At 60.3% G+C, this 19,102-nt stretch carries 14 protein-coding genes; 6 read left to right on the top strand and 8 right to left on the bottom strand.

Going from position 1 to position 19,102, the window contains the following annotated elements:
- The first annotated feature begins 44 nt into the window (after positions 1-44).
- Complete coding sequence (gene fbaA / locus UL81_RS10170; protein ID WP_035104338.1) at positions 45-1,079, top strand: class II fructose-bisphosphate aldolase; 1,035 nt, start codon at positions 45-47, stop codon at positions 1,077-1,079.
- Positions 1,080-1,207: 128 nt separating this feature from the next.
- A complete protein-coding gene (locus tag UL81_RS10165) occupies positions 1,208-2,413 on the top strand; it encodes an FUSC family protein (RefSeq protein WP_035104339.1) in 1,206 nt (401 codons plus the stop codon).
- A gap of 23 nt (positions 2,414-2,436) precedes the next feature.
- Here UL81_RS10165 and UL81_RS10160 read toward each other — a convergent pair whose 3' ends face one another.
- Both UL81_RS10160 and UL81_RS10155 read right to left on the bottom strand, forming a co-directional pair.
- Positions 2,437-2,886: a hypothetical protein gene (locus tag UL81_RS10160; protein WP_035104341.1), complete on the bottom strand. Its 450-nt coding sequence runs from the start codon at positions 2,884-2,886 to the stop codon at positions 2,437-2,439.
- Between the two features lie 6 nt (positions 2,887-2,892).
- On the bottom strand, positions 2,893-3,810 hold the full coding sequence (locus tag UL81_RS10155; RefSeq protein WP_035104343.1) for a hypothetical protein: 918 nt from the start codon (positions 3,808-3,810) through the stop codon (positions 2,893-2,895).
- Positions 3,811-3,952: 142 nt separating this feature from the next.
- On the opposite strand from UL81_RS10155, the gene UL81_RS10150 reads away from it, so the two are divergent.
- Entirely contained in the window at positions 3,953-5,245 is a 1,293-nt protein-coding gene (locus tag UL81_RS10150; RefSeq protein ID WP_035104345.1) for an adenylosuccinate synthase, read from the top strand.
- A 163-nt stretch (positions 5,246-5,408) separates the two neighbouring features.
- Positions 5,409-6,758 carry a formate-dependent phosphoribosylglycinamide formyltransferase gene (gene purT / locus UL81_RS10145; protein ID WP_081961362.1) on the top strand — a complete coding sequence of 450 codons (1,350 nt, stop codon included), beginning with the start codon at positions 5,409-5,411 and terminating at the stop codon, positions 6,756-6,758.
- Here purT and UL81_RS10140 read toward each other — a convergent pair.
- From UL81_RS10140 to UL81_RS10130, 3 genes are all read right to left on the bottom strand, one after another.
- The gene (locus tag UL81_RS10140; protein WP_035104348.1) at positions 6,755-7,582 is read right to left on the bottom strand and encodes a PRD domain-containing protein; all 828 of its coding nucleotides are present in this window, start codon (positions 7,580-7,582) and stop codon (positions 6,755-6,757) included. The genes purT and UL81_RS10140 overlap by 4 nt on opposite strands.
- A 52-nt stretch (positions 7,583-7,634) precedes the next feature.
- Positions 7,635-9,734 (bottom strand): glucose PTS transporter subunit IIA, encoded by a 2,100-nt coding sequence (locus UL81_RS10135; RefSeq protein WP_046453555.1) that lies wholly within the window; start codon positions 9,732-9,734, stop codon positions 7,635-7,637.
- 192 nt (positions 9,735-9,926) lie between these two features.
- Entirely contained in the window at positions 9,927-11,288 is a 1,362-nt protein-coding gene (locus UL81_RS10130) for an FAD-dependent oxidoreductase (RefSeq protein ID WP_035104349.1), read from the bottom strand.
- 236 nt (positions 11,289-11,524) lie between these two features.
- On the opposite strand from UL81_RS10130, the gene pta reads away from it, so the two are divergent.
- Both pta and UL81_RS10120 read left to right on the top strand, forming a co-directional pair.
- Positions 11,525-12,880 (top strand): phosphate acetyltransferase, encoded by a 1,356-nt coding sequence (pta, locus tag UL81_RS10125; protein ID WP_046453554.1) that lies wholly within the window; start codon positions 11,525-11,527, stop codon positions 12,878-12,880.
- Complete coding sequence (locus UL81_RS10120; RefSeq protein WP_035104352.1) at positions 12,881-14,101, top strand: acetate kinase; 1,221 nt, start codon at positions 12,881-12,883, stop codon at positions 14,099-14,101.
- A 79-nt stretch (positions 14,102-14,180) separates the two neighbouring features.
- On the opposite strand, the gene UL81_RS10115 is transcribed toward UL81_RS10120, so the two are convergent.
- From UL81_RS10115 to UL81_RS10105, 3 genes are read right to left on the bottom strand one after another with little or no spacing between them, the layout of a single operon-like run.
- Entirely contained in the window at positions 14,181-16,577 is a 2,397-nt protein-coding gene (locus tag UL81_RS10115) for a serine/threonine protein kinase (RefSeq protein WP_046453553.1), read from the bottom strand.
- On the bottom strand, positions 16,577-17,614 hold the full coding sequence (locus UL81_RS10110) for a glutamate ABC transporter substrate-binding protein (protein ID WP_035104356.1): 1,038 nt from the start codon (positions 17,612-17,614) through the stop codon (positions 16,577-16,579). The genes UL81_RS10115 and UL81_RS10110 overlap by 1 nt, the downstream gene beginning before the upstream one ends.
- A complete protein-coding gene (locus tag UL81_RS10105) occupies positions 17,614-19,044 on the bottom strand; it encodes an MCP four helix bundle domain-containing protein (RefSeq protein WP_035104357.1) in 1,431 nt (476 codons plus the stop codon). Before UL81_RS10105 ends, UL81_RS10110 begins: the two co-directional genes overlap by 1 nt.
- Between the last annotated feature and the right edge of the window lie 58 nt (positions 19,045-19,102).

Raw genomic sequence — 19,102 nt, 5'->3', positions numbered from 1 at the left:
TTGGAACGTGATTGACCCGCTACACGTACAAAGGATGGAACTCTATGCCAATCGCAACTCCTGAGGTCTATAACGAGATGCTGGATACCGCGAAGAAGAACGGCTTCGCATTCCCGGCTATCAACTGCACTTCCTCAGAGACCATCAACGCCGCACTCAAGGGCTTCGCTGAGGCTGAGTCCGACGGCATCATCCAGTTTTCCACCGGCGGTGCGGAGTTCGGCTCCGGCCTGGCAGTGAAGAACAAGGTTGCTGGTGCTAAGGCTCTGGCTGCTTTCGCTCACGAGGCTGCCAGCCACTACGGTGTGAACATCGCACTGCACACCGATCACTGCCAGAAGGAAGTTCTGGATGACTACGTGCGCCCGCTGATTGCTATTTCTCAGGAGCGCGTTGACCGCGGCGAACTGCCGCTGTTCCAGTCCCACATGTGGGATGGTTCCGCTATCCCGATCGACGAGAACCTCGAAATCGCTCAGGAGCTGCTGGCTAAGGCTAAGGCCGCCAACATCATCCTCGAGGCAGAAATCGGCGTCGTCGGCGGCGAAGAGGACGGCGTGGAAGCTAAGGCCGGCGCCAACCTCTACACCACCGTTGAGGACTTCGAGAAGACCATCGACGCCCTGGGCACCGGCGAGAACGGCCGCTACCTGCTGGCTGCAACCTTCGGCAATGTCCACGGCGTGTACAAGCCGGGCAACGTGAAGCTGCGCCCGGAGGTTCTCCTGGAAGGCCAGAAGGCTGCACAGAAGAAGCTTGGCCTGGGCGAGAATGAGTACGCATTCGACTTCGTCTTCCACGGTGGCTCCGGCTCCGAGAAGGAAAAGATCGAAGAGGCTCTGTCCTACGGCGTGGTCAAGATGAACGTTGACACCGACACCCAGTACGCCTTTACCAACCCGGTCGCACGCCACATGTTCAGCAACTACGACGGCGTATTCAAGATCGACGGCGAGGTCGGCAACAAGAAGGTCTACGACCCACGCTCTTACCTGAAGAAGGCAGAGCAGGGCATGTCCGAGCGCGTCATTGAGGCCTGCCAGGACCTGCACTCCATCGGCAAGTCCGTAACCAAGTAGTCCTTACAGACTCCCGTAGGTCCTAAACGGACCTACCTTCGTAGCGCTCCCCGCACATCGCGGGGAGCGTTTGCTGTTTTAATCCCCGGCCTATTCGCCACCACCTCAGATCTTCTACACTGTGTGCCATGGCCGAACACAAGACGCGACAAGCAACGCGCGAGCGGCTGCGGGCACTTGACCGCGGCCTGCTTGAGCGCGTCAATCGCGTGCGCTCGCGCCTGGTGTTCATCCTCCAAGCCACCATTGCTGCCGGCCTGGCCTACTGGGTTGCACACGTTGTCTTTGGCCACGCCCAGCCCTTCTTCGCACCGATGTCCGTGGTCATCATCCTCGGTCTCAACGGCAGCGACCGCGTCAACCGTGCGGTGGAGATGGCCATCGGCGGCATCGTCGGTGTGGCCTTAGGCGATTTACTTTTCCAAGTCGTGGGCCAAGGGCCCTTCCAAATCACCGTCACCGTCGGTATTGCGCTAATAGCAGGCTCGTTCTTGTCTAAATCACCCCTGGTGGTCAACCAGATCACCATCGGCACAATTCTGATCGCAACCATCCTTCCACCGACCGAAGGTGCCGGCGGTCTGGAGCGCGCCATCGACGCCCTGATTGGCTCGGCCATCGGTATCGCCACCATCGCCCTGATTCCCAACAGTCCACTTACTCCCGCACGCCGCGAGATCTCCAAGGTCCTGGGTATTGCCTCGGCAGTGCTGTGGGATGTCTCCCGGGGCTTGCGCGATGAAGACAGCGAAGCAATTCGCGATGCCCGCGAAGCCATCCGTGACTCCCAAAACAACGTCAACAGCCTACTCTCTGCCGCGAAGTCCAGTCGTGAAACCGCCAGTGTCTCACCGTTGCTGTGGGGCAACCGCCGTACGGTGAGCTCGTTTGAGCGCGTGCTCACGCCTGTCGATGACTGCATCCGCAACGTCCGCGTTCTCTCCCGCCGCGCACTCGTGCTCATCGAAGACGACGACACAGTGTCCGAAAAGCAGATCGAAGCCATCGAAGAGCTTTCCGATATCGCCAACACCCTGTCCGACCTCTACGCCGACAAAGCCCACCGCAACCAAGGCCCGGGCCCCAAGGACGAAGCACATAAAATCCCCGAACTCGTCCACCGCCTGCGCATCGTCGGCGGCACGTTGAGCATGGACCTCATCGAAGACGAAGGCGTGCTGGCTTCCTACGCCATCCTCGCCCAGACTCGCTCCATCGTCGTCGACCTACTGATGGTCTGCGGCATGTCCCGCGAGTCCGCCGTCGCCGTACTCATCCCCACGTCTGAGAACCCTGCCTACCCGCCTGAGATCTGGGAAGAGCACGACGAGTAGCCCCACAGAGCAGGGAAGTACCTTTAGCGTGTGTGATTGCGATTTTTCGCTTTCCTAGTCGCGTAGCCAATCAAGAGACCGATGACGCCCAGCACGATTGCGAACACGACGGCGAGCCAGTTCGGGTCCACGAGGTAGCTGAGCAAGATTGCAGTCAGGATGGTCTCGATGGCACTCGCTATCCATTCCACGAGGCGGCTGTCTCCACCGTCATTGGTGCGCAAGCCTGCTAGCCTGCCGCCGAACATCCACACCACGATTTGGCTGGCAGCTAGCTTGCCGATGAATTCACATGCCCACCAAGCCACTGGGAACAATAAGAAGAGCAGCACCCAGGAGCCAGGGGAATCAACGGGCAAGGTCAGCGATGCGCCGGGCACGAGCGATACGGCTCCGAGAAGGAGCAGTAAAGGTATGAAGTAAATAAGTAGCAGTATCCCGGTAGCGGAGACCCAGCCGAACAGATTCTTCATCACGACTTAGTCGGCGGGCCGGACAACCTGGAGGTCGCGTAGGTGACGGTAGAAGGTCACGCGGTTGACTGGGCGTTTGGCGCTGATGCCATCGACAATGACGCGTAAGGACGGCCCGCCGGCTTGGACGGCGCGGCCGTGTAAGACACTGTTGGGGTCGAGCTGTCCCGGTTCGGTAGTGCGGGAGAACTTCTTGCGGAACCAGCCACCGAGACCACTGCCGGCATTGGCGGATGCGGGCTTTTCTTTACCGAAGTCGAGGTCATCGTTAGCTGCAACAGGGGAGATGGCCTTGGCTGCGACAATGCCAGGGGCATCCACCATGGGAACCAGGCGGGAGCCGTAGACAGAAGCGTTATCGTCGCGTTGGGTCTCAGGATCGTGGTGGACCAGAACGTCGTCGTCGACGATGATTTCGCCGGTGATTTCGCCGTTGTTCCACTCGGAAATGGTTGCTGAACCAGCAATGGCTTGGCCTGCGTCGTTGCGGATGAGTGGGACGGGGTGGACATCGCCATGTACTGCGAGCTGCAGGGCTTCCGAGGGGGTGGCAGGTAAAGCCCAGTTTTGTGCGGCGGTGGACAGCTCCGTTGGCACGAAGCCGACTTCAGCCCATAGGTAGTCTGCGCGCATCATGCGGGTAAGCACTGCGGATAGTGCTGCATCATTACCAATAACGACCACGCGCAGGGGCTCAGTCAGGTGTGGTTTCTGCGGTGCAAGCTCTGGTTCGCCGAGGTGACGGACGTCTGGCTGGGCGGAGATGTCATCGAGGCTGGGGGTGGGATCCGTCGGCAAGTGCTGCTTGGCCAGCTCATCGAGGAAGCGCAGCTCTTTGCGCGTGGGCACAGCACTCACAGTATGGATATCTAACCCAGGCACAGCAGAAATCTGGGTGGCGCAGTTGAGAATGACGCAGGACATATCTGAGATTGTACTGCGAGTGAACTATTTCTTAAGCACCAGGTATCGGGGAGAAAACGGGCGAGTACTAGTGCTTTTTATGCGTGGTAGCGGGTAGAGTTGACAGGTATTTGGCTTCAAAATTTAGGAAGTGACTAAAACTATGGGTGCAATCGTTATCGTCGGCGCGCAGTGGGGCGACGAAGGTAAAGGCAAAGCCACCGATATTCTCGGCGGTAAGGTCGATTACGTCGTAAAGCCCAACGGCGGTAACAACGCTGGCCACACCGTGGTCGTCGGCGGCGATAAGTACGAGCTGAAGCTGCTGCCCGCCGGAATTTTGTCTGAAAACGCCACCCCGGTGCTCGGCAACGGCGTAGTGATTAACCTCGAGGCACTCTTTGAAGAAATTGATGGTCTCGAAGCCCGCGGCGCACAGGCATCCCGCCTGCGCATTTCTGCCAACGCTCACCTGGTGGCCCCGTACCACCAGACCCTCGACCGCGTGCAGGAGCGTTTCTTGGGCAAGCGCGCTATTGGTACCACCGGCCGCGGTATCGGCCCGGCTTATGCGGACAAGGTTGCTCGTATTGGCATCCGTGTCCAGGACATCTTCGATGAGTCCATTCTGCGTCAGAAGGTCGAATCGGCACTGGATATTAAGAACCAGATGTTGGTCAAGATGTACAACCGCAAGGCGATCGACCCGGAGCAGGTCGTGGAGTACTTCCTGAGCTACCGTGAGCGTCTCGCCCCGATGGTCATTGAATCTGAGAAGGAACTTAATGAGGCCCTCGATGCCGGCAAGAACGTGCTCATGGAAGGCGGCCAGGCCACCATGCTGGATGTCGACCACGGCACTTACCCATTCGTGACCTCGTCCAACCCTTCTGCTGGTGGCGCTGCCGTCGGTTCTGGCATTGGTCCGACCAAAATCACCACCTCCCTGGGCATCATCAAGGCCTACACCACCCGTGTCGGCGCTGGCCCTTTCCCCACGGAGCTGTTCGACAAGTGGGGCGAGTACCTGCAGGACACCGGCGGTGAGGTTGGCGTGAACACCGGCCGTAAGCGTCGCTGTGGCTGGTACGACTCGGTCATTGCCCGCTACGCCACCCGCGTCAACGGCTTTACCGACTACTTCCTGACCAAGCTGGACGTGCTCACCGGCATCGGTGAAATCCCGATCTGCGTGGCTTACGATGTCGACGGCACCCGCCACGACGAAATGCCCATGACCCAGTCGGACTTCCACCACGCTGAGCCCATCTTCGAAACCATGCCAGCGTGGGATGAAGACATCACCGGCTGCCAGACCTTCGAAGACCTGCCACAAAAAGCCCAAGACTACGTCCTGCGCCTGGAAGAACTCTCCGGCACCCGCATCTCCTACATCGGCGTTGGCCCCGGCCGGGACCAGACCATTGTGCGCCACGACGTGATGCAGGATCAGTAAAATAACAGCACTGCAGGGCACTTGCTTTCCGATGAAGGCAGGTGCCCTTTGCGCAGCCTAGAGCCTAAAAATTGATTCGAGATACGGGCAATAGGCACGCTGTGTGCGATAATTTGAAGCCAGTACCCCGGCTTAAGTCATGGCGATGAAGGAGCATTTCAGTATGGATATCGCAGGGCATATTGGTACGCCGCTGACCACCAACGCGACGAAGGTGTTGTTGCTGGGCGCAGGTGAGCTCGGCAAGGGCTTGGCTATGGCTTTCCAACACCTTGGTGTGGAGGTCCACGCGGTGGATCGTTACGAGGGTGCCCCGGCATTGCAGGTGGCGCATTTTAGCTACGTGGCGGATATCTGCGATGACGACAAGGTCTTAGAGCTGGTCACTGAGATTCAGCCAGACTACGTGGTGCCAGAGGTTGAGGTCGTGGCGGTTGAGGCGCTGCGCAAAATCGAAGATGAGCTGGATGCGGATGTGGTGCCGTCGGCGCGGGCGTGTGAGCTCACCCAGGACCGCGAGAGCATGCGGCATTGTGCAGAAAGCATTGGCCTGCCCGTCTCGGGTTACCGAATCGCTAGTTCCTTGGAGGAACTCCAGCAGGCAGGGGAGGAGCTGGGCTTCCCGTGCATCGTAAAGCCAGATATTGCAACCTCTGGTAAGGGGCACATGATTGTCCGCGAGGCAGGTGACCTCAAGGAAGCGTGGAACCTGGTTCATCGCGCAGGCAATGCTGATAATCGTCGCGTGGTTGCTGAGCGTTTCGTTGACTTCGACTACGAGGTCACCATGCTGGCGGTGCGCTCCATTGATCCGGAGACGGGTAAGCTGGCCACTTGGTTTAGTGAGCCGATTGGTCACGCCCACGAAAACGGCGACCTGGTCGAGGCCTGGCAGCCGATGGCCATGAGCGAGGCAGCGCTGGAGAATGCTCGTTCTGTCGCGGCGCGAATCTCCAATGAGCTCGGTGGACGTGGCGTCTACGGCGTGGAGTTGTTTGTGGCCGGCGATGATGTCTTCTTCTCTTCCGTATCCCCGCGCCCGTCGGATACGGCCATGCTGACCAGCTATACCCAACGCTTTTCCGAGTTCGACGCCCACGTGCGTGCTATTTTGGGCTATCCCATCGATGTCACCATGGTCACCCCGGGTGCCAGTATTGTGCTGCACGCAGACCAAGAGCTTTCCGATGTCGCCTACACCGGCGTCGAGCAAGCCTTAAGCTACGCAGAAACTGACGTGCGTCTTTTCGGCAAGCCGGGTGCGTACAAGGGGCGCCGCATGGGCTTGGTGGTCTCTACTGCAGAAACTATCGAGATTGCCCGCGACCGCGCAGCACTCGCTGCTGCCAAGATTGATATTTGCCCCACCCCGGGCACTGCGATGCCAGCTTCCGATGCTGCCCTGGCCGTCGACTACACCGCCGACGACGAGAACGACTTCCACATCGTCGAAGCCCCGAACACCCTTATTGAGCTGGATCCGAAGCTGACGCGCTCCGCGGACGACGACTAAGCCTCCGCTTGGCCCAAGCGGGCTACGTGCAAGGTGATGTAGGAGACCTCATCTTTGGTCAGTGGGGTATCCATGCGCAGTTCAATCAAGTTGGCAAGACCTTTTGCGCAGCGTGCGGCTTCCGGGTATTGCAGCGAAATCGCTTTTCCCACCGCGGAGTGTTCGGAGCTGAGCTGCTTGCCATCGGCCATGCGGACGAAGAGATAACGCATGTGCGTAATAAAGCGGGCGACGGAGACATCTTCGTTGCTGAGTTTCATCCCGAAGAACTCACCGATGACATCGAGTAGCTGACGAATCAGCCCCGTCATCCGGTAGGTACCCGACAGATCCCCGACTGAGAAGTGTGCATTGACCATATGCAGGGTCAACGCGACGGCTTCGGTGTTGGCCAGCGGTTGATTCAACCCGTCGTTGATATGGCGGAGGAGTTGTTGCGCCAGTGCAAAGTCCTCTGAGTAGAGGTGGCGGACCTCCGCTTCGAGCGGATAGGTCACGGCGGTCTGGCGGGTGACCGCCGCGTGCACGTGGTCGGCGAGTGCCACAATCAGGGTGAGTTTGCTCTGCATTTCTTCCGGGACGCCGGCCTTCTGGCAGGCTTCCAGGACGAGCTGGATGAACTCACCCGGGATCGCCGCCAGCATTTCCGCCGAATGATCCGGATCCCGGCCGGAGTCGGGAACAAAAATCTTCGCGACGCGCTCCGGATCAATTCCGTCGCCGGTTTTAGCTTGAAAGCCGAGTCCACGGCCGGTGGCAACAACCTCGCTGTCCCCGCGGCGGGCGAGGACCACGTTGTTGTTAAACACGCGCAGAATCTGCATGGCGGTGGCGTCGGCTTCCTTTTTCTTTTAGCTTGCGGTGAATCGGTCGTGCTTAGCGAGCAACCGAAATAATCTTGTCGCCCGCACTAGCGTGCTTCAGGCCTGCCGGATCCACACTGTTCATCGCCTTGGTGTTGGTAATGGCCACGACGATGATCGGGTCATATCCGGCGTCCTTGACTGCAGCAAAGTCTACCGTGGCCAACAGGTCACCGGCGGCAATCTCATCGCCCTTCTTCACAGCAGGCTCGAAACCTTCGCCTTTCATCTTCACGGTGTTGATGCCGATGTGCACGAGTACTTCCACACCATCGTCCGTCTTCAGCCCATACGCATGGCCGGACTTGGTGGCGGTGATGACCTTGCCAGCAACTGGCGAGTAGACCTCATTGCCTTCCGGAATCACGCCGACACCGTCGCCGAGGGTGCGTGCAGCAAACACCGGGTCATCGATCTTGTCCATCGGGACAACTTCACCAGTAGCTGGTGACATGATTTCGGCAGCCGTCTTCGTTGCGGTTGCTGCAGTCGTGGCGGCACCAGCTGCTGCGCCCGCGGCGGCCGAACCAGCAGGTGTCGACTTAGCCTCGACCTTGTTGGTTGAGTCTTCGGAGGCATCTTCGCTGTTCTCGATTGCGGATTCATCCGCGGCCGCCTCCTGGCGTGCCTTGAGTTCGGCGCGCTCTTCCGGCGTGCGGTAGTCGGTGAGGATGATGAGCGTCATGGAGACGAAGAAGGCAACGGCGATAGCGATGACGTAGGTAGCAATCGGGCTAAACACACCGATGGTGAGCAGGGAGGTGAACACGAAGGCGTCGGTGGTGACACCATTGCTGCCGATGCTCAGCAGGGCAATGGTCAGGCCACCTGCGAAACAGCCGACCAGCATGCGCGGGTAGATGCGCTTGTAGCGCAAGTGGATACCGTAAAGCGACGGCTCGGAGATACCACCAAACAGGCCGGCGGCCAGGGCGGAACCGGAGGTCTGGCGCATGACGTCGTCCTTGTCACGCATGGACAGGAACAAAACGCCGGCGGTGGCGCCGAAGCAGGCGAAGTTCCAGGCACCCATCGGGCCTTGGATGAAGTCGTAGCCCAGGGCCTGGATGTTGACCAGCATCAAGGCGTTCAGCGGCCAGTGCAGGCCGAGTGGCACCAGGAATGGGTACAGCATCGGAATGGCAATGGCGAAGATAAACGGTGCGTTGTCATTGAGCCAGGCCAGGCCAGTGCCCAGGCCGTTGCCCACCCAGATGCCAAACGGGCCAATGAGGAAGGCAGTCAGCGGGATGACAATGAGCAGGGTCAAGAAAGGCACGAAGACCATGTGGACTGCGGACGGGATGAGCTTCTGGAATCCCTTGTAGATAAGCGCGGCAACTACGGCCATCATCAGCGGGACGAAGACGTTTCCGCCGTAGTCCTGCAGCGGCATCGTGATGCCGAAGATATCGATGGTGCACAGCTCAGTTTGCAGCTCCTCATTCGCAATGGAGCACTGCGCAGCCGGGTTGTCGGCTAAGTTCATAAACTCCGGGGTCATCAGCGCGCCCATAATCGCAGCAGGCACCCAGGGGTCGATGCGCAGTTTCTTACCGGCGTTGTACGCAATCATGATCGGCAAGAAGTAGAACACCGAACGCCACATGGCATCGACGAAGAACCAGCTGGCCGGCTTGTCCTCCGCGCGGAAGTCCACCACGCCGAAAGCGTCGAGTACGGAGGCAAACGCAATAATCAGCGATGCACCCAGCAGCACGCCCAGAATCGGACGGAAAGAATCTGAGAGGTACTCGAAGAAGGCGTCCATCCACGGCATCTTGCCCTGGGCCTTCGAGCGGGCCGCGGCCTTCACGTCGTCGTTGGACTGGCCGTTTTCGCGAGCGCGCATCTCCGGCAACGCGTTCATCTGGTCATACACGGTGGCGACATCGCCGCCAATAACGACCTGGTAGTTGCGTCCGCCCTGCGGTACAGCACCCAACACCTTCGGAATGGCGTCGAGTTCTTCCTTGTTCGCCAGGCTGGGGTCGTTGAGTTCAAAGCGCAGCCTGGTTGCGCAGTGGGTAAACGAGGCGATGTTATCCGCCCCGCCGATACCGGCCAGGATGGCTTCGGCATCGGTGCGTGTATTCGTTGTCTTCGCAGACATTGCCCGAATCCTTTCTCGAATTTTCTCAAGCGTAGAAAACGCAAAAAGACCTAGGGCGCTAACAACTTTTGGGTTAGCTCCCTAGGTCTTGCCTGATTGAAGTCAGTAACAATCCTTAAGTCGTTACGTTACTCCTCAATCTCACAGAAACCCACATACTGTGAGGTATTCCTTGAACATTCGGGGGTGGCGCTAGTCCTGCGGGCCGGCGTGGCGGACCATGTCGTCCCACTCGACAATCTTGACGCGCTCGCGATCCTGCGGCTCACCCAGGGCGCGCTCGGCAGCATCGAGGCGGTGCCAGCCATCCCAAGTGGTGAAAGGAATGTCGCGATCCTGCAAAAGCTTGACGATGTCCTCCGGGTCCCGCTTGGTTGCAGGCTCCAACTCGCCAGCCTTGTAGTCATCGATAAGCATGCCGGTGGTGTCCTTGGCATCAGACTTGGTGTTACCAATCAGGCCAACCGGGCCGCGCTTGATCCAACCGGTGGTGTATAGGCCCGGAATCTTTTCACCTTCCAGGTTGGCCAGGACGTGGCCGCCATCGTTAGGCATGGTGGCATGGGATTCATCGAAAGGCACACCGTCCACGGACTGCGGGTGGTAGCCCACTGCACGGTAGACCGCCTGAACTGGCCATTCGGTGTACTTGCCCGTGCCTGAGACCGTGCCATCACCGTTGAGCTCGGTGCGCTCAGTCTTAATAGCGGTGACCTTGCCGTCCTCGCCCAGGATTTCCACCGGGGATTCGAAGAAGTGGATGTAGAGCTTGTGCGGGGCATCGCCAGGCTCACGCATCGCGTAGGACTCTAAGGTCTGGCAGACCAGGTCCGTGGACTTTGCCGCACGGCGGGCTTCCTCGGATGCGGCATCGTAATCAATGTCTTCCGGATCGACGATGACGTCAATATTCGGCGACAGATCGAGCTCTTTCAGCTCCTTCGGGGTGTACTTCGCCTGTGCCGGGCCACGGCGACCAAAGACGTGGATTTCCTTGGCCTTATTCTCCTTCAGCGACTCATAGACGTTGTCTGGAATCTCGGTAACCAGCAGCTCATCGGCAGTCTTGCCCAAAATACGGGAGACATCCAGCGAGACATTGCCCACACCCACCACAGCGACAGACTCCGCCGACAGGTCCCACTCGCGCGCAAAGTTCGGGTTGCCGTCATAAAAGCCGACGAACTCGCCAGCACCCCAGTTGCCTTCCAGGTCCTCACCCGGAATGCCCATGGACTGATCCGCAGTCGCACCGGTGGCAAACACGATGGCGTCGTAGTAATCACGCAGCTCATCCACCGTGATGTCACGGCCAATCTCAATATTGCCCAGGAAGCGGATCTCCTCTTTTTCCATCACGTTGTGCAGCGACTGCACAATACCCTTGATGCGCGGGTGGTCCGGTGCCACACCGTAGCGAATCAGGCCAAAGGGTGCTGGCATCTTTTCAAACAGGTCGACCTGAATGTCGAGATCGGACTTAATAAGCAGGTCGGAGGCGTAAATTCCGGCCGGCCCAGAGCCGACCACTGCAACGCGTACAGGGGAGTTCATTACTACAGCATGTCCTTTCCTTCGTCTACTTCGGACATTCTACGCAACGGGTGCACACGCTTGTCGATGCCCATAGCAGCCCACAACCCGCAACCTCCCATAAAGAATGTGAACTTGATCTGTTCCGAGGGCGGAGTAGGGGTGCTTAACGTAAAGTGGAGACGTCACCGCGTGCTTGTGTTTGTGACTGCAAGCACGTTTATTCGTATCTATGACAGCGAGTGAAAGGTTCCCGCATGTCTGCAACTCATCCCGCACTCATCAGCGTTGTGGGCCGCGACTTCGACGGCCTGGATATCCCCGCACTTGCCACTGAGCTTGATGCCAACTTCGTTCGCCTGGAGGAACTGGGCGAGACTATCAGTGATGTTCTTTCTGCCGCGCCTGCCGATGCCGTCGTGCAAGGCACCGGCGATGTCCACTTCGACGCTTTAGCTGCGGCCGCACTGGGCCTGCCCCTGGTGCTCATTTCCAGCGCCTCCGAGCGCGCCACCCAGCTGGCCGTTCAGCACGCAGAATCCCTCGGCGTGACCGTGGCCGGTACTTTTGCCGAGCTTTCCGATGCCACCTCGGCCATCAAGTCCGCCGGCTCCGTCGAGCCGGTCATGAGCGCTGAGGTTTTCCAGCAGCAGCTGCTCGACCAGGCTCGTGCTGCTGGCGCCCACATCGTCCTGCCGGAAGGCGACGATGACCGTATCCTCGAAGCAGCCCACGTGCTGCTGCGCGATAAGGTCGCGAAGCTGACCATCCTCGGTTCCAAGGAAGATATCGAAGGCCGCGCGGCCACCCTGGGCCTTGAGCTTGGCGATGCCAACATCATCGACCACCGCAACTCCGAGTTGGCTGAAGAATTCGCCGCCGACTTCGCCGAGCTGCGCAAGAAGAAGGGCATTACCCTCGAGCAGGCCCGCGAGACCATGGAGGACATCTCCTACTTCGCAACCATGATGGTGCACAAGGGCCAGGCCGACGGCATGGTCTCCGGCGCAGCGCACACCACCGCGCACACCATTAAGCCTTCCTTCCAGATCATCAAGACCGCCCCGGGCGCTTCTGTCGTCTCCTCTATCTTCCTGATGGTTATGCGCGGTCGTCTCTGGGCATTCGGCGACTGTGCTGTGAACCCGAACCCGACCGCGGAGCAGCTTGGCGAGATCGCCGCCGTGTCCGCCAAGACCGCTTCCCAGTTCGGCATCGACCCGCGCGTGGCCATGCTGTCCTACTCCACCGGCACCTCCGGTGCGGGCCCGGACGTCGAGCGCGCCGTCGAGGCCGTTGAGGCTGCCAAGGCTGCCGATTCCTCGCTCAAGGTCGACGGCCCACTCCAGTTCGACGCCGCCTGCGACCCCGGCGTTGCCGCGAAGAAGATGCCTGAGTCCGACGTCGCCGGCCAGGCCAACGTCTTTATCTTCCCGGACCTGGAAGCAGGCAACATCGGCTACAAGACCGCCCAGCGCACCGGCGGTGCCCTGGCTGTGGGCCCGATTCTGCAGGGTCTGAACAAGCCGGTCAACGACCTGTCCCGCGGCGCCACGGTCGCCGACATCATCAACACCGTTGCCATTACCGCTATCCAGGCTGGAGGAAAATAAGTGAGCTACGTTCTGGTTCTGAACTCCGGATCTTCATCCGTTAAGTTTCAGCTGGTCAACCCCGAGTCCACCGCCACCGACGTACCACTGGTCTCCGGCCTGGTCGAGCAGGTCGGCGAGCCGATGGGTGCTGTCACCGTCAAGACCGGCGGCGAGGAGTACACCGAGGAACTGGAGATCCCAACCCACTCCTTCGGACTCGAGCGCGCCTTTGCCATCATGAGCGAGCACAACGTCGGCCCCACCGACGTTGAGGTCATCGCCGTCGGCCACCGCGTCGTCCATGGCGGACGCCTCTTCTCCGAGCCGCAGCTCATCACTGACGAGATCGAGAAGATGGTCGAGGACCTCATCCCGCTCGCACCGCTGCACAACCCGGCGAACCTGGACGGCATCCGCGTCGCCCGCGAGCTCCTGCCGGACATCCCGCACGTCGGCGTCTTCGATACCGCCTTCTTCAACCACATGCCGCCGGCTGCCGCACTGTATGCCATCAACAACGAGGTGGCCTCCAAGTACGACATCCGCCGCTACGGCTTCCACGGCACCTCGCACGAGTTCGTTTCCCAGCAGGTCCCGAAGCTGCTCGACCGCGACCCGGGCGAGACCCACCAGATCACCTTGCACCTGGGCAACGGTGCTTCTGCCGCCGCTATCTCCAACGGCACCCCGATCGATACCTCCATGGGTCTTACCCCGCTGGCTGGCTTAGCGATGGGCACCCGCTCCGGCGACATCGACCCCGGCATCATCTTCCACCTTTCCCGCGAGGCGGGTATGAGCATCGCCGAAATCGATAACCTGCTCAACAAGCAGTCCGGTGTCAAAGGTCTCGCTGGCGTCAACGACTTCCGCATCCTGCGCGAGCGCATCAACGACGGCGACTCCGATGCCTGGCTGGCGTATAACATCTACATCCACCAGCTGCGCCGCTTCATCGGCTCCTACATGATTGCCCTGGGCCGCGTCGACGCCATCACCTTTACCGCCGGCGTGGGCGAAAACGACACCGAGGTCCGCCAGGATTCCCTGTACAACCTGGACATGTACGGCATCGACTTCGACAAGGAAGCCAACCTGGTCCGTTCCCGCGAACCACGCATGATTTCCACCCCGGAGTCCAAGGTTAAGGTCTTCGTCGTCCCGACCAACGAGGAGCTCGCCATCGCGCAGAAGTCCGCCGAGGTCGCAGCCGCCGCCAAGCAGGCCGGGTTGTATTAGGCAAGCTAATACAACGTGCGCCATAAGGAATTAGGCCGTAAGGAACAATGTTTCCTTACGGCCTCTGTTTTAGTTTTAGCTAAAACGTCGTTACTGGGCGTACTTGGTTCGCTAGGTCCACCAGCGCGTAGCGATGCCGCGCGTACGGTGCCTGGCGAGCCAACGCCCTAAGCGTATCCGCCAAACCGTAGCGCAGGCCGCGCTGCGTGAACGCAAACTCAAACAAATCATTCGGCGAGGCAGCCTTCGCGAGGTTGTTGCCGCGCAAGAAATTCAACCCGGCCGACACCACTGCCACCTTCACCTGAAGGAAGCGGGGTTCGTTGGTCGGGATTTCTTCTAGCCTGCGCGCCGCACGACGAATGCGCGATTCCGTCAGGTCTTGGGTAATCAGCTGCAGAATCGTCGTCAGGCGTGCCATGCGATGGTGGCGAGACGCGTTCGGCACCTTATCCAGCGTCGAGACCGCCAGCTCAATCTGGCCTTCCGCGCGCAACTGACGTGCCAAACCAAACGCCGAGGACACCGTCGTCGGGTTCGTCGCCCACACGATGCCGTACAGACGCATCGAATTAAAGCGCAACATCGCCGGGTCCTGGGTAATGTGATCCCAGAGTTCGGGCTGGTCTTCGAAGTGCTCGTTATCCATCGCGCCCAGCGAGGTGGTGATGTTGGCACTGGCGCGGGCGATGGGGCCATCGAGAAGCGATGCTTCGTTATAACCTAGCTGCTGCAGCAACAGCTCATTAATCGCCGCAATGGCCAGCTTCGGCGCCGGCTCACCGGGTAGCTGCTCGAGCACCCGGGCGAAGTGCTTCTGGGCGTCCACGAAGTCATCGTGAAGTAACTCAGCGACGCCGGAGTACCACTGGAAACGCCAGTCATCGCCAAGCTTGTCCGCAATCGACGCCAACCACTGGCGTGCCTGGCGGGTATAGCCCAGGTCAATCATGGAACGCACCACGCCCAGCGGAATCTCGGCGGAGTGCTCGTACTCCTCGGTCTGCATGGCCTGGTGCAGGGTTTCCAGGGCTTCTTGCGGCTCGGTATAGGACGCACCCTGCAGCAACGCGGCACCAATATCGCTGCGGTCCAACAGGGGAGTCGGCAACGCGGACACGACCTCCGGGGCGGTAATGCGCACGGTACGGTCGATGCCATCAATCAGCTGGTCGGTGCGGAAGACTAAGTGCTTGGTGCCGAACGTGGTACGTTGCGGCGAAAACATCGAGTGCTGTGCGGGGTGCTGGATGCCATCGCGCAGGGCAATGACCTCACGCAGCACGCCGTAGAGCTGGGTGCGCAGCTCCTCGATGTTGCTAAAGCGCCGCTTCGGATCGCGGTCCGTCGCGCGCAACAGCAAGCGGTAGAAAGACAGGTAGTGGCGCAGCTCCGGAATTGCCGAGGGGCTCGGAATACCGGGGTGGTAGGTGCCCTCCTCGCTCACGGGCAGCGGCAGCGTCAGCGCGGCGAGCGTGCGGCCAATGGTGTAGATATCACTGGCAATCGACGGGCCTTCGCGCGCGACCTCCGGGGCCTGGAAACCGCGGGTGCCGTAGATATAACCAAACGCCCCGATACCGGAGACCGCACCGAGGTCGATGAGTTTGACCTGGTCTTCGGAAATAATGATGTTGTCAGGCTTAAGATCGTTGTAGACCACTCCGCGGGCGTGCAGGTAATCCAGGGCGGGCAGAATCTCCAGGATGTACGCGATCGCGATGTCGATCGGCAGCAGCTTATTGGGCTGGGTATTGCGGTGCTGGCGCAACGACGGTCCACCGACATACTCCATGACGATAAAGCCACCGGGCACGCGGGCATCGTCGATGAAGTTGAAAATCTTCACAATGCCTGGGTGGGTAATATCCGCCAGGAACTCTCGCTCGGCAGCAGCGGCGGCGGTTTCGTCTTCGGACTTGTGCGCCTGCATGCCCTTGAGCACCACCACGCGCCCAGAAACGAAGTGGTCGTTGGCCAGGTAAATCCAGCCCATGCCGCCGTGTGCGATGACGCCCAGGATCTCGTACTGGCCCGCCACCATGTCGCCCGGTTGCAGTTGCGGGGCGGGGGCCTTCTTCTCTTCCGGGTCAATGAGCGCATCTTGCGGGTTCACCGGCACCACGAAGGGGAGCGTGACCATGCCATCGGCGACGTGCCGGTCGGTACGCCGGGTGGAGCGTCGCTCGCGGAAGGTATCCAACGCTTGACGACGCGACCTTTGCGACGGGTCCTCCTTATGCGGACGGTCACGCAAATTATCCAAGTCGGCGAGCAGCGCGGCGATGTCGTCGGCGTCGGTGCCTAAGCCCTCGTCGTCTTCGTCCTCATCGGCGAACGGGTCAAAGGCTACCGCGGAGGTTCCCGGTTCAGACTCGTCGTCGGCGAAGGGGTCGTACTGGACGGCCTGCGTGCCAACGTCCTCATGCTCGGTGCGCGCCGTATCTTCAGTGCGCTCGGTGGGTTTCGGGTCCATTAGCTCTCCTCCGCCTCGCCAGTGTCATCTGTGTCGTCGGCTTCCTCGCGGTACACCGGGGCTTGCAGAGGTGACCGGGGGAGGTAGTCGCCGAACCATTCATCGTAAAGCTGGCGCCACGTGCCATCGCTGCGGATGCGCTCCAAAGTGAAGTTGACCTGGCGAATCAGCCCGCGGGTGTCGTTGTCTTCGGTTGGTTTGGCAATCGCGACACCGTAGCTTTCGGTTTCTAGTGGCTCGCCGACGATTTCGGTATAGGAATCTTGCTGCGCCATGCCAGAGAGCAACGCATCATCGACGACGACGCCATCGACCTGGTTGAGCTGGAGTGCCATGTGGCAATCACCCCAGGAGCGAGTCTGCAGGATGTCGGCCTCCGGGGCGTGGCGACGAATCGTATCGAGTGCGGTCGAACCGATGACCGCGCACAGTGTGGCGCCGCGCGTGTCGTCGATGGATTCGATATCGGAATTAGCCAGCACCAGCATGCGGGTATTCGACGTCATATACGGAATCGAAAACTCCACTTCGCGCTGGCGTTCGGGGCTAATCGACATCGTGCGCACCACGATATCCACCGCACCGGATTGTAAGGCGTCGATGCGCTCAGAAGACTCCACGAAGCGGAAATCGACCTTGGAAGGATCGTCGAAGATGTCCTCGGCAATCTCGTGTGCGAGGTCGACATCGAAGCCGCGGACCTCACCGGTGGCAGAGTCGCGGTAGCTGAGCAGATTGTTCGATCTATCCACGCCGACCACCAGGCGCTCCCGCTTTACGATGTCCGGCACCCGCTCCTCCGCAGTCTTATCGTCCGGCCGGTAGCTGCCTTCGGTATCGGCATCGATCTGTGGCGCCGGGTCGATGGTGCCCGCGCGCTCAATATGCGATCCGGCAGGCAGCGGTGGGCCGGGGTCGGTGTTGAGCTCAACGCTATCCGGGCGCAGCAACGGCTCGTTGGTGGTTTCTTGTGCGCAGGCAGAAAGAGCAAGCGCGCACACTGCGCCTAAGGCGGTAGTAGCTAGCAGGCGACGCATTAGAGGTACTCCTGCAGTCGAGGTCGAATGCCTAACCAGACAGCCAGGATGGCGCCGAGTGTGAGCAAGAAGACAGCGGTGGCCACGGCGGTCACAGCAGAAAGGCCTTGTTCGAGGTAGGAACGCATCGAGATGCGTGCCTGGCTAATCAGGTCCGCCAGGGAGGAATCGACCCGTTCGAAGGCACGCGCGGCAGTCGGGGTGGCATCGCCGGTATACATCGCGGTGGCTTGCTCAATGGCTTCGTCGTAGCTACCGGAGTTGAGCGAGTCCATGAATTTGTGGTGGGCGGCTTGCCAGTCTTCGGTGGCGGCGCGGGCGTCATCGATAAGCTCGGGGCGCGACAGGGGGACGTCTTCGTCGTTGATGGCCTCCTCGTAGTCGGCCAGGGCGTTGTTGATGGATTCCATCGTGCCGTCGAACTGGGCGGACATGTCTTGTTCGGAGGCACGCAGCACCAGCGCCAGGGTCTCTGAGGTACGGGTCTGCTGGGCTTCAATTCGCGAGGCCGTCAGGGAATCCCACGGGCGCGAGGCCGTCTCAAAACCTTGGTGGCCGGTCGACCAGGTGGCGATATTCGAAATCGAGACCCACGCGATAGCCAGACACATCATCACACTGGCCGCCACGAAACCGCGGTTGAGCTTGCGACGAGTAATCCGCCACAGCCAGTACTGCGCAATCAGCAGGAAAAACAGCGCAGCGAACAGGCCCGAAAGCGGCACCCACTGCGGGGAGGTCAGCCGTTGTTGTTGCTCGTTGACCTTCGTGGTGGTCAGCCGGAATAGCTCTGAGGCCGCGGGCAGGATTTCCTCGCGCATCAGCGCCGACGCGTTCGACATGTACGGTGTCGCCACCGCATTACCCGCACGGTGGTTCGCGCGCGCCTTTTCCACCATGGCGGTATAGACGGGCAACTCGCGCTGGATAAACATCACCAACTCACGGATGCGCTCATCTTCGTTGGAGGTGCCCAGCACTGATTCGGTCGTGGCCACCGAGGCGTTATCGATCGCTTCGTTATATCGGTCGCGGTTTTCTTTCGACTCCAACCCGGCTTGCACGAAACCCGTGGTCGCCACGGTATCGGCCAGCGACAACGACGTATACAGGTGGTGCGCGGCACTCGACATTGGCTCGGTGGTCGACAGTAACTCGTTGAGGTCGGCGTGCCGGGAGGCAGAAGATTGGGACATCGATAAGCCAGCGGCACCGAGTGCCAAAGTAAGGATCACCGTGACGGTGAACATCTTGCCCGGGGTGGTAGATGCGAAGTAATACAGGCGCCGGGCGAGCCGTGCGGGGCCGGAGAAGGTACGCATCGCCAAGCGTGTGACCGGACCGTACACGGGGGTCGAGGGCGCGGTGACTTCATCGAGCCAGTGGTCACCCGGGTGGGCGGCCGCGTCCTTGCTGGCTGGGGCTGTCATTACCTTAGAATAACGCCCCCGTTGTATTGTGCGCCACCAAGGGCAAGGAGTGTTTGGA

This window comes from Corynebacterium camporealensis (genome assembly GCF_000980815.1).
Lineage (GTDB): Bacteria > Actinomycetota > Actinomycetes > Mycobacteriales > Mycobacteriaceae > Corynebacterium > Corynebacterium camporealense.
Note: the sequence above shows the minus strand (reverse complement) of the source record. Positions and strands in the feature narration are given on the sequence as shown.

Excerpts from the sequence above, each read along its gene's own strand:
- fbaA (WP_035104338.1), top strand. The coding sequence starts at position 45 with ATGCCAATCGCAACTCCTGAGGTCTATAACGAGATGCTGGATACCGCG.
- UL81_RS10165 (WP_035104339.1), top strand. The coding sequence starts at position 1,208 with ATGGCCGAACACAAGACGCGACAAGCAACGCGCGAGCGGCTGCGGGCA.
- UL81_RS10160 (WP_035104341.1), bottom strand. The coding sequence starts at position 2,886 with ATGAAGAATCTGTTCGGCTGGGTCTCCGCTACCGGGATACTGCTACTT.
- UL81_RS10155 (WP_035104343.1), bottom strand. The coding sequence starts at position 3,810 with ATGTCCTGCGTCATTCTCAACTGCGCCACCCAGATTTCTGCTGTGCCT.
- UL81_RS10150 (WP_035104345.1), top strand. The coding sequence starts at position 3,953 with ATGGGTGCAATCGTTATCGTCGGCGCGCAGTGGGGCGACGAAGGTAAA.
- purT (WP_081961362.1), top strand. The coding sequence starts at position 5,409 with ATGGATATCGCAGGGCATATTGGTACGCCGCTGACCACCAACGCGACG.
- UL81_RS10140 (WP_035104348.1), bottom strand. The coding sequence starts at position 7,582 with ATGCAGATTCTGCGCGTGTTTAACAACAACGTGGTCCTCGCCCGCCGC.
- UL81_RS10135 (WP_046453555.1), bottom strand. The coding sequence starts at position 9,734 with ATGTCTGCGAAGACAACGAATACACGCACCGATGCCGAAGCCATCCTG.
- UL81_RS10130 (WP_035104349.1), bottom strand. The coding sequence starts at position 11,288 with ATGAACTCCCCTGTACGCGTTGCAGTGGTCGGCTCTGGGCCGGCCGGA.
- pta (WP_046453554.1), top strand. The coding sequence starts at position 11,525 with ATGTCTGCAACTCATCCCGCACTCATCAGCGTTGTGGGCCGCGACTTC.
- UL81_RS10115 (WP_046453553.1), bottom strand. The coding sequence starts at position 16,577 with ATGGACCCGAAACCCACCGAGCGCACTGAAGATACGGCGCGCACCGAG.
- UL81_RS10110 (WP_035104356.1), bottom strand. The coding sequence starts at position 17,614 with ATGCGTCGCCTGCTAGCTACTACCGCCTTAGGCGCAGTGTGCGCGCTT.
- UL81_RS10105 (WP_035104357.1), bottom strand. The coding sequence starts at position 19,044 with ATGACAGCCCCAGCCAGCAAGGACGCGGCCGCCCACCCGGGTGACCAC.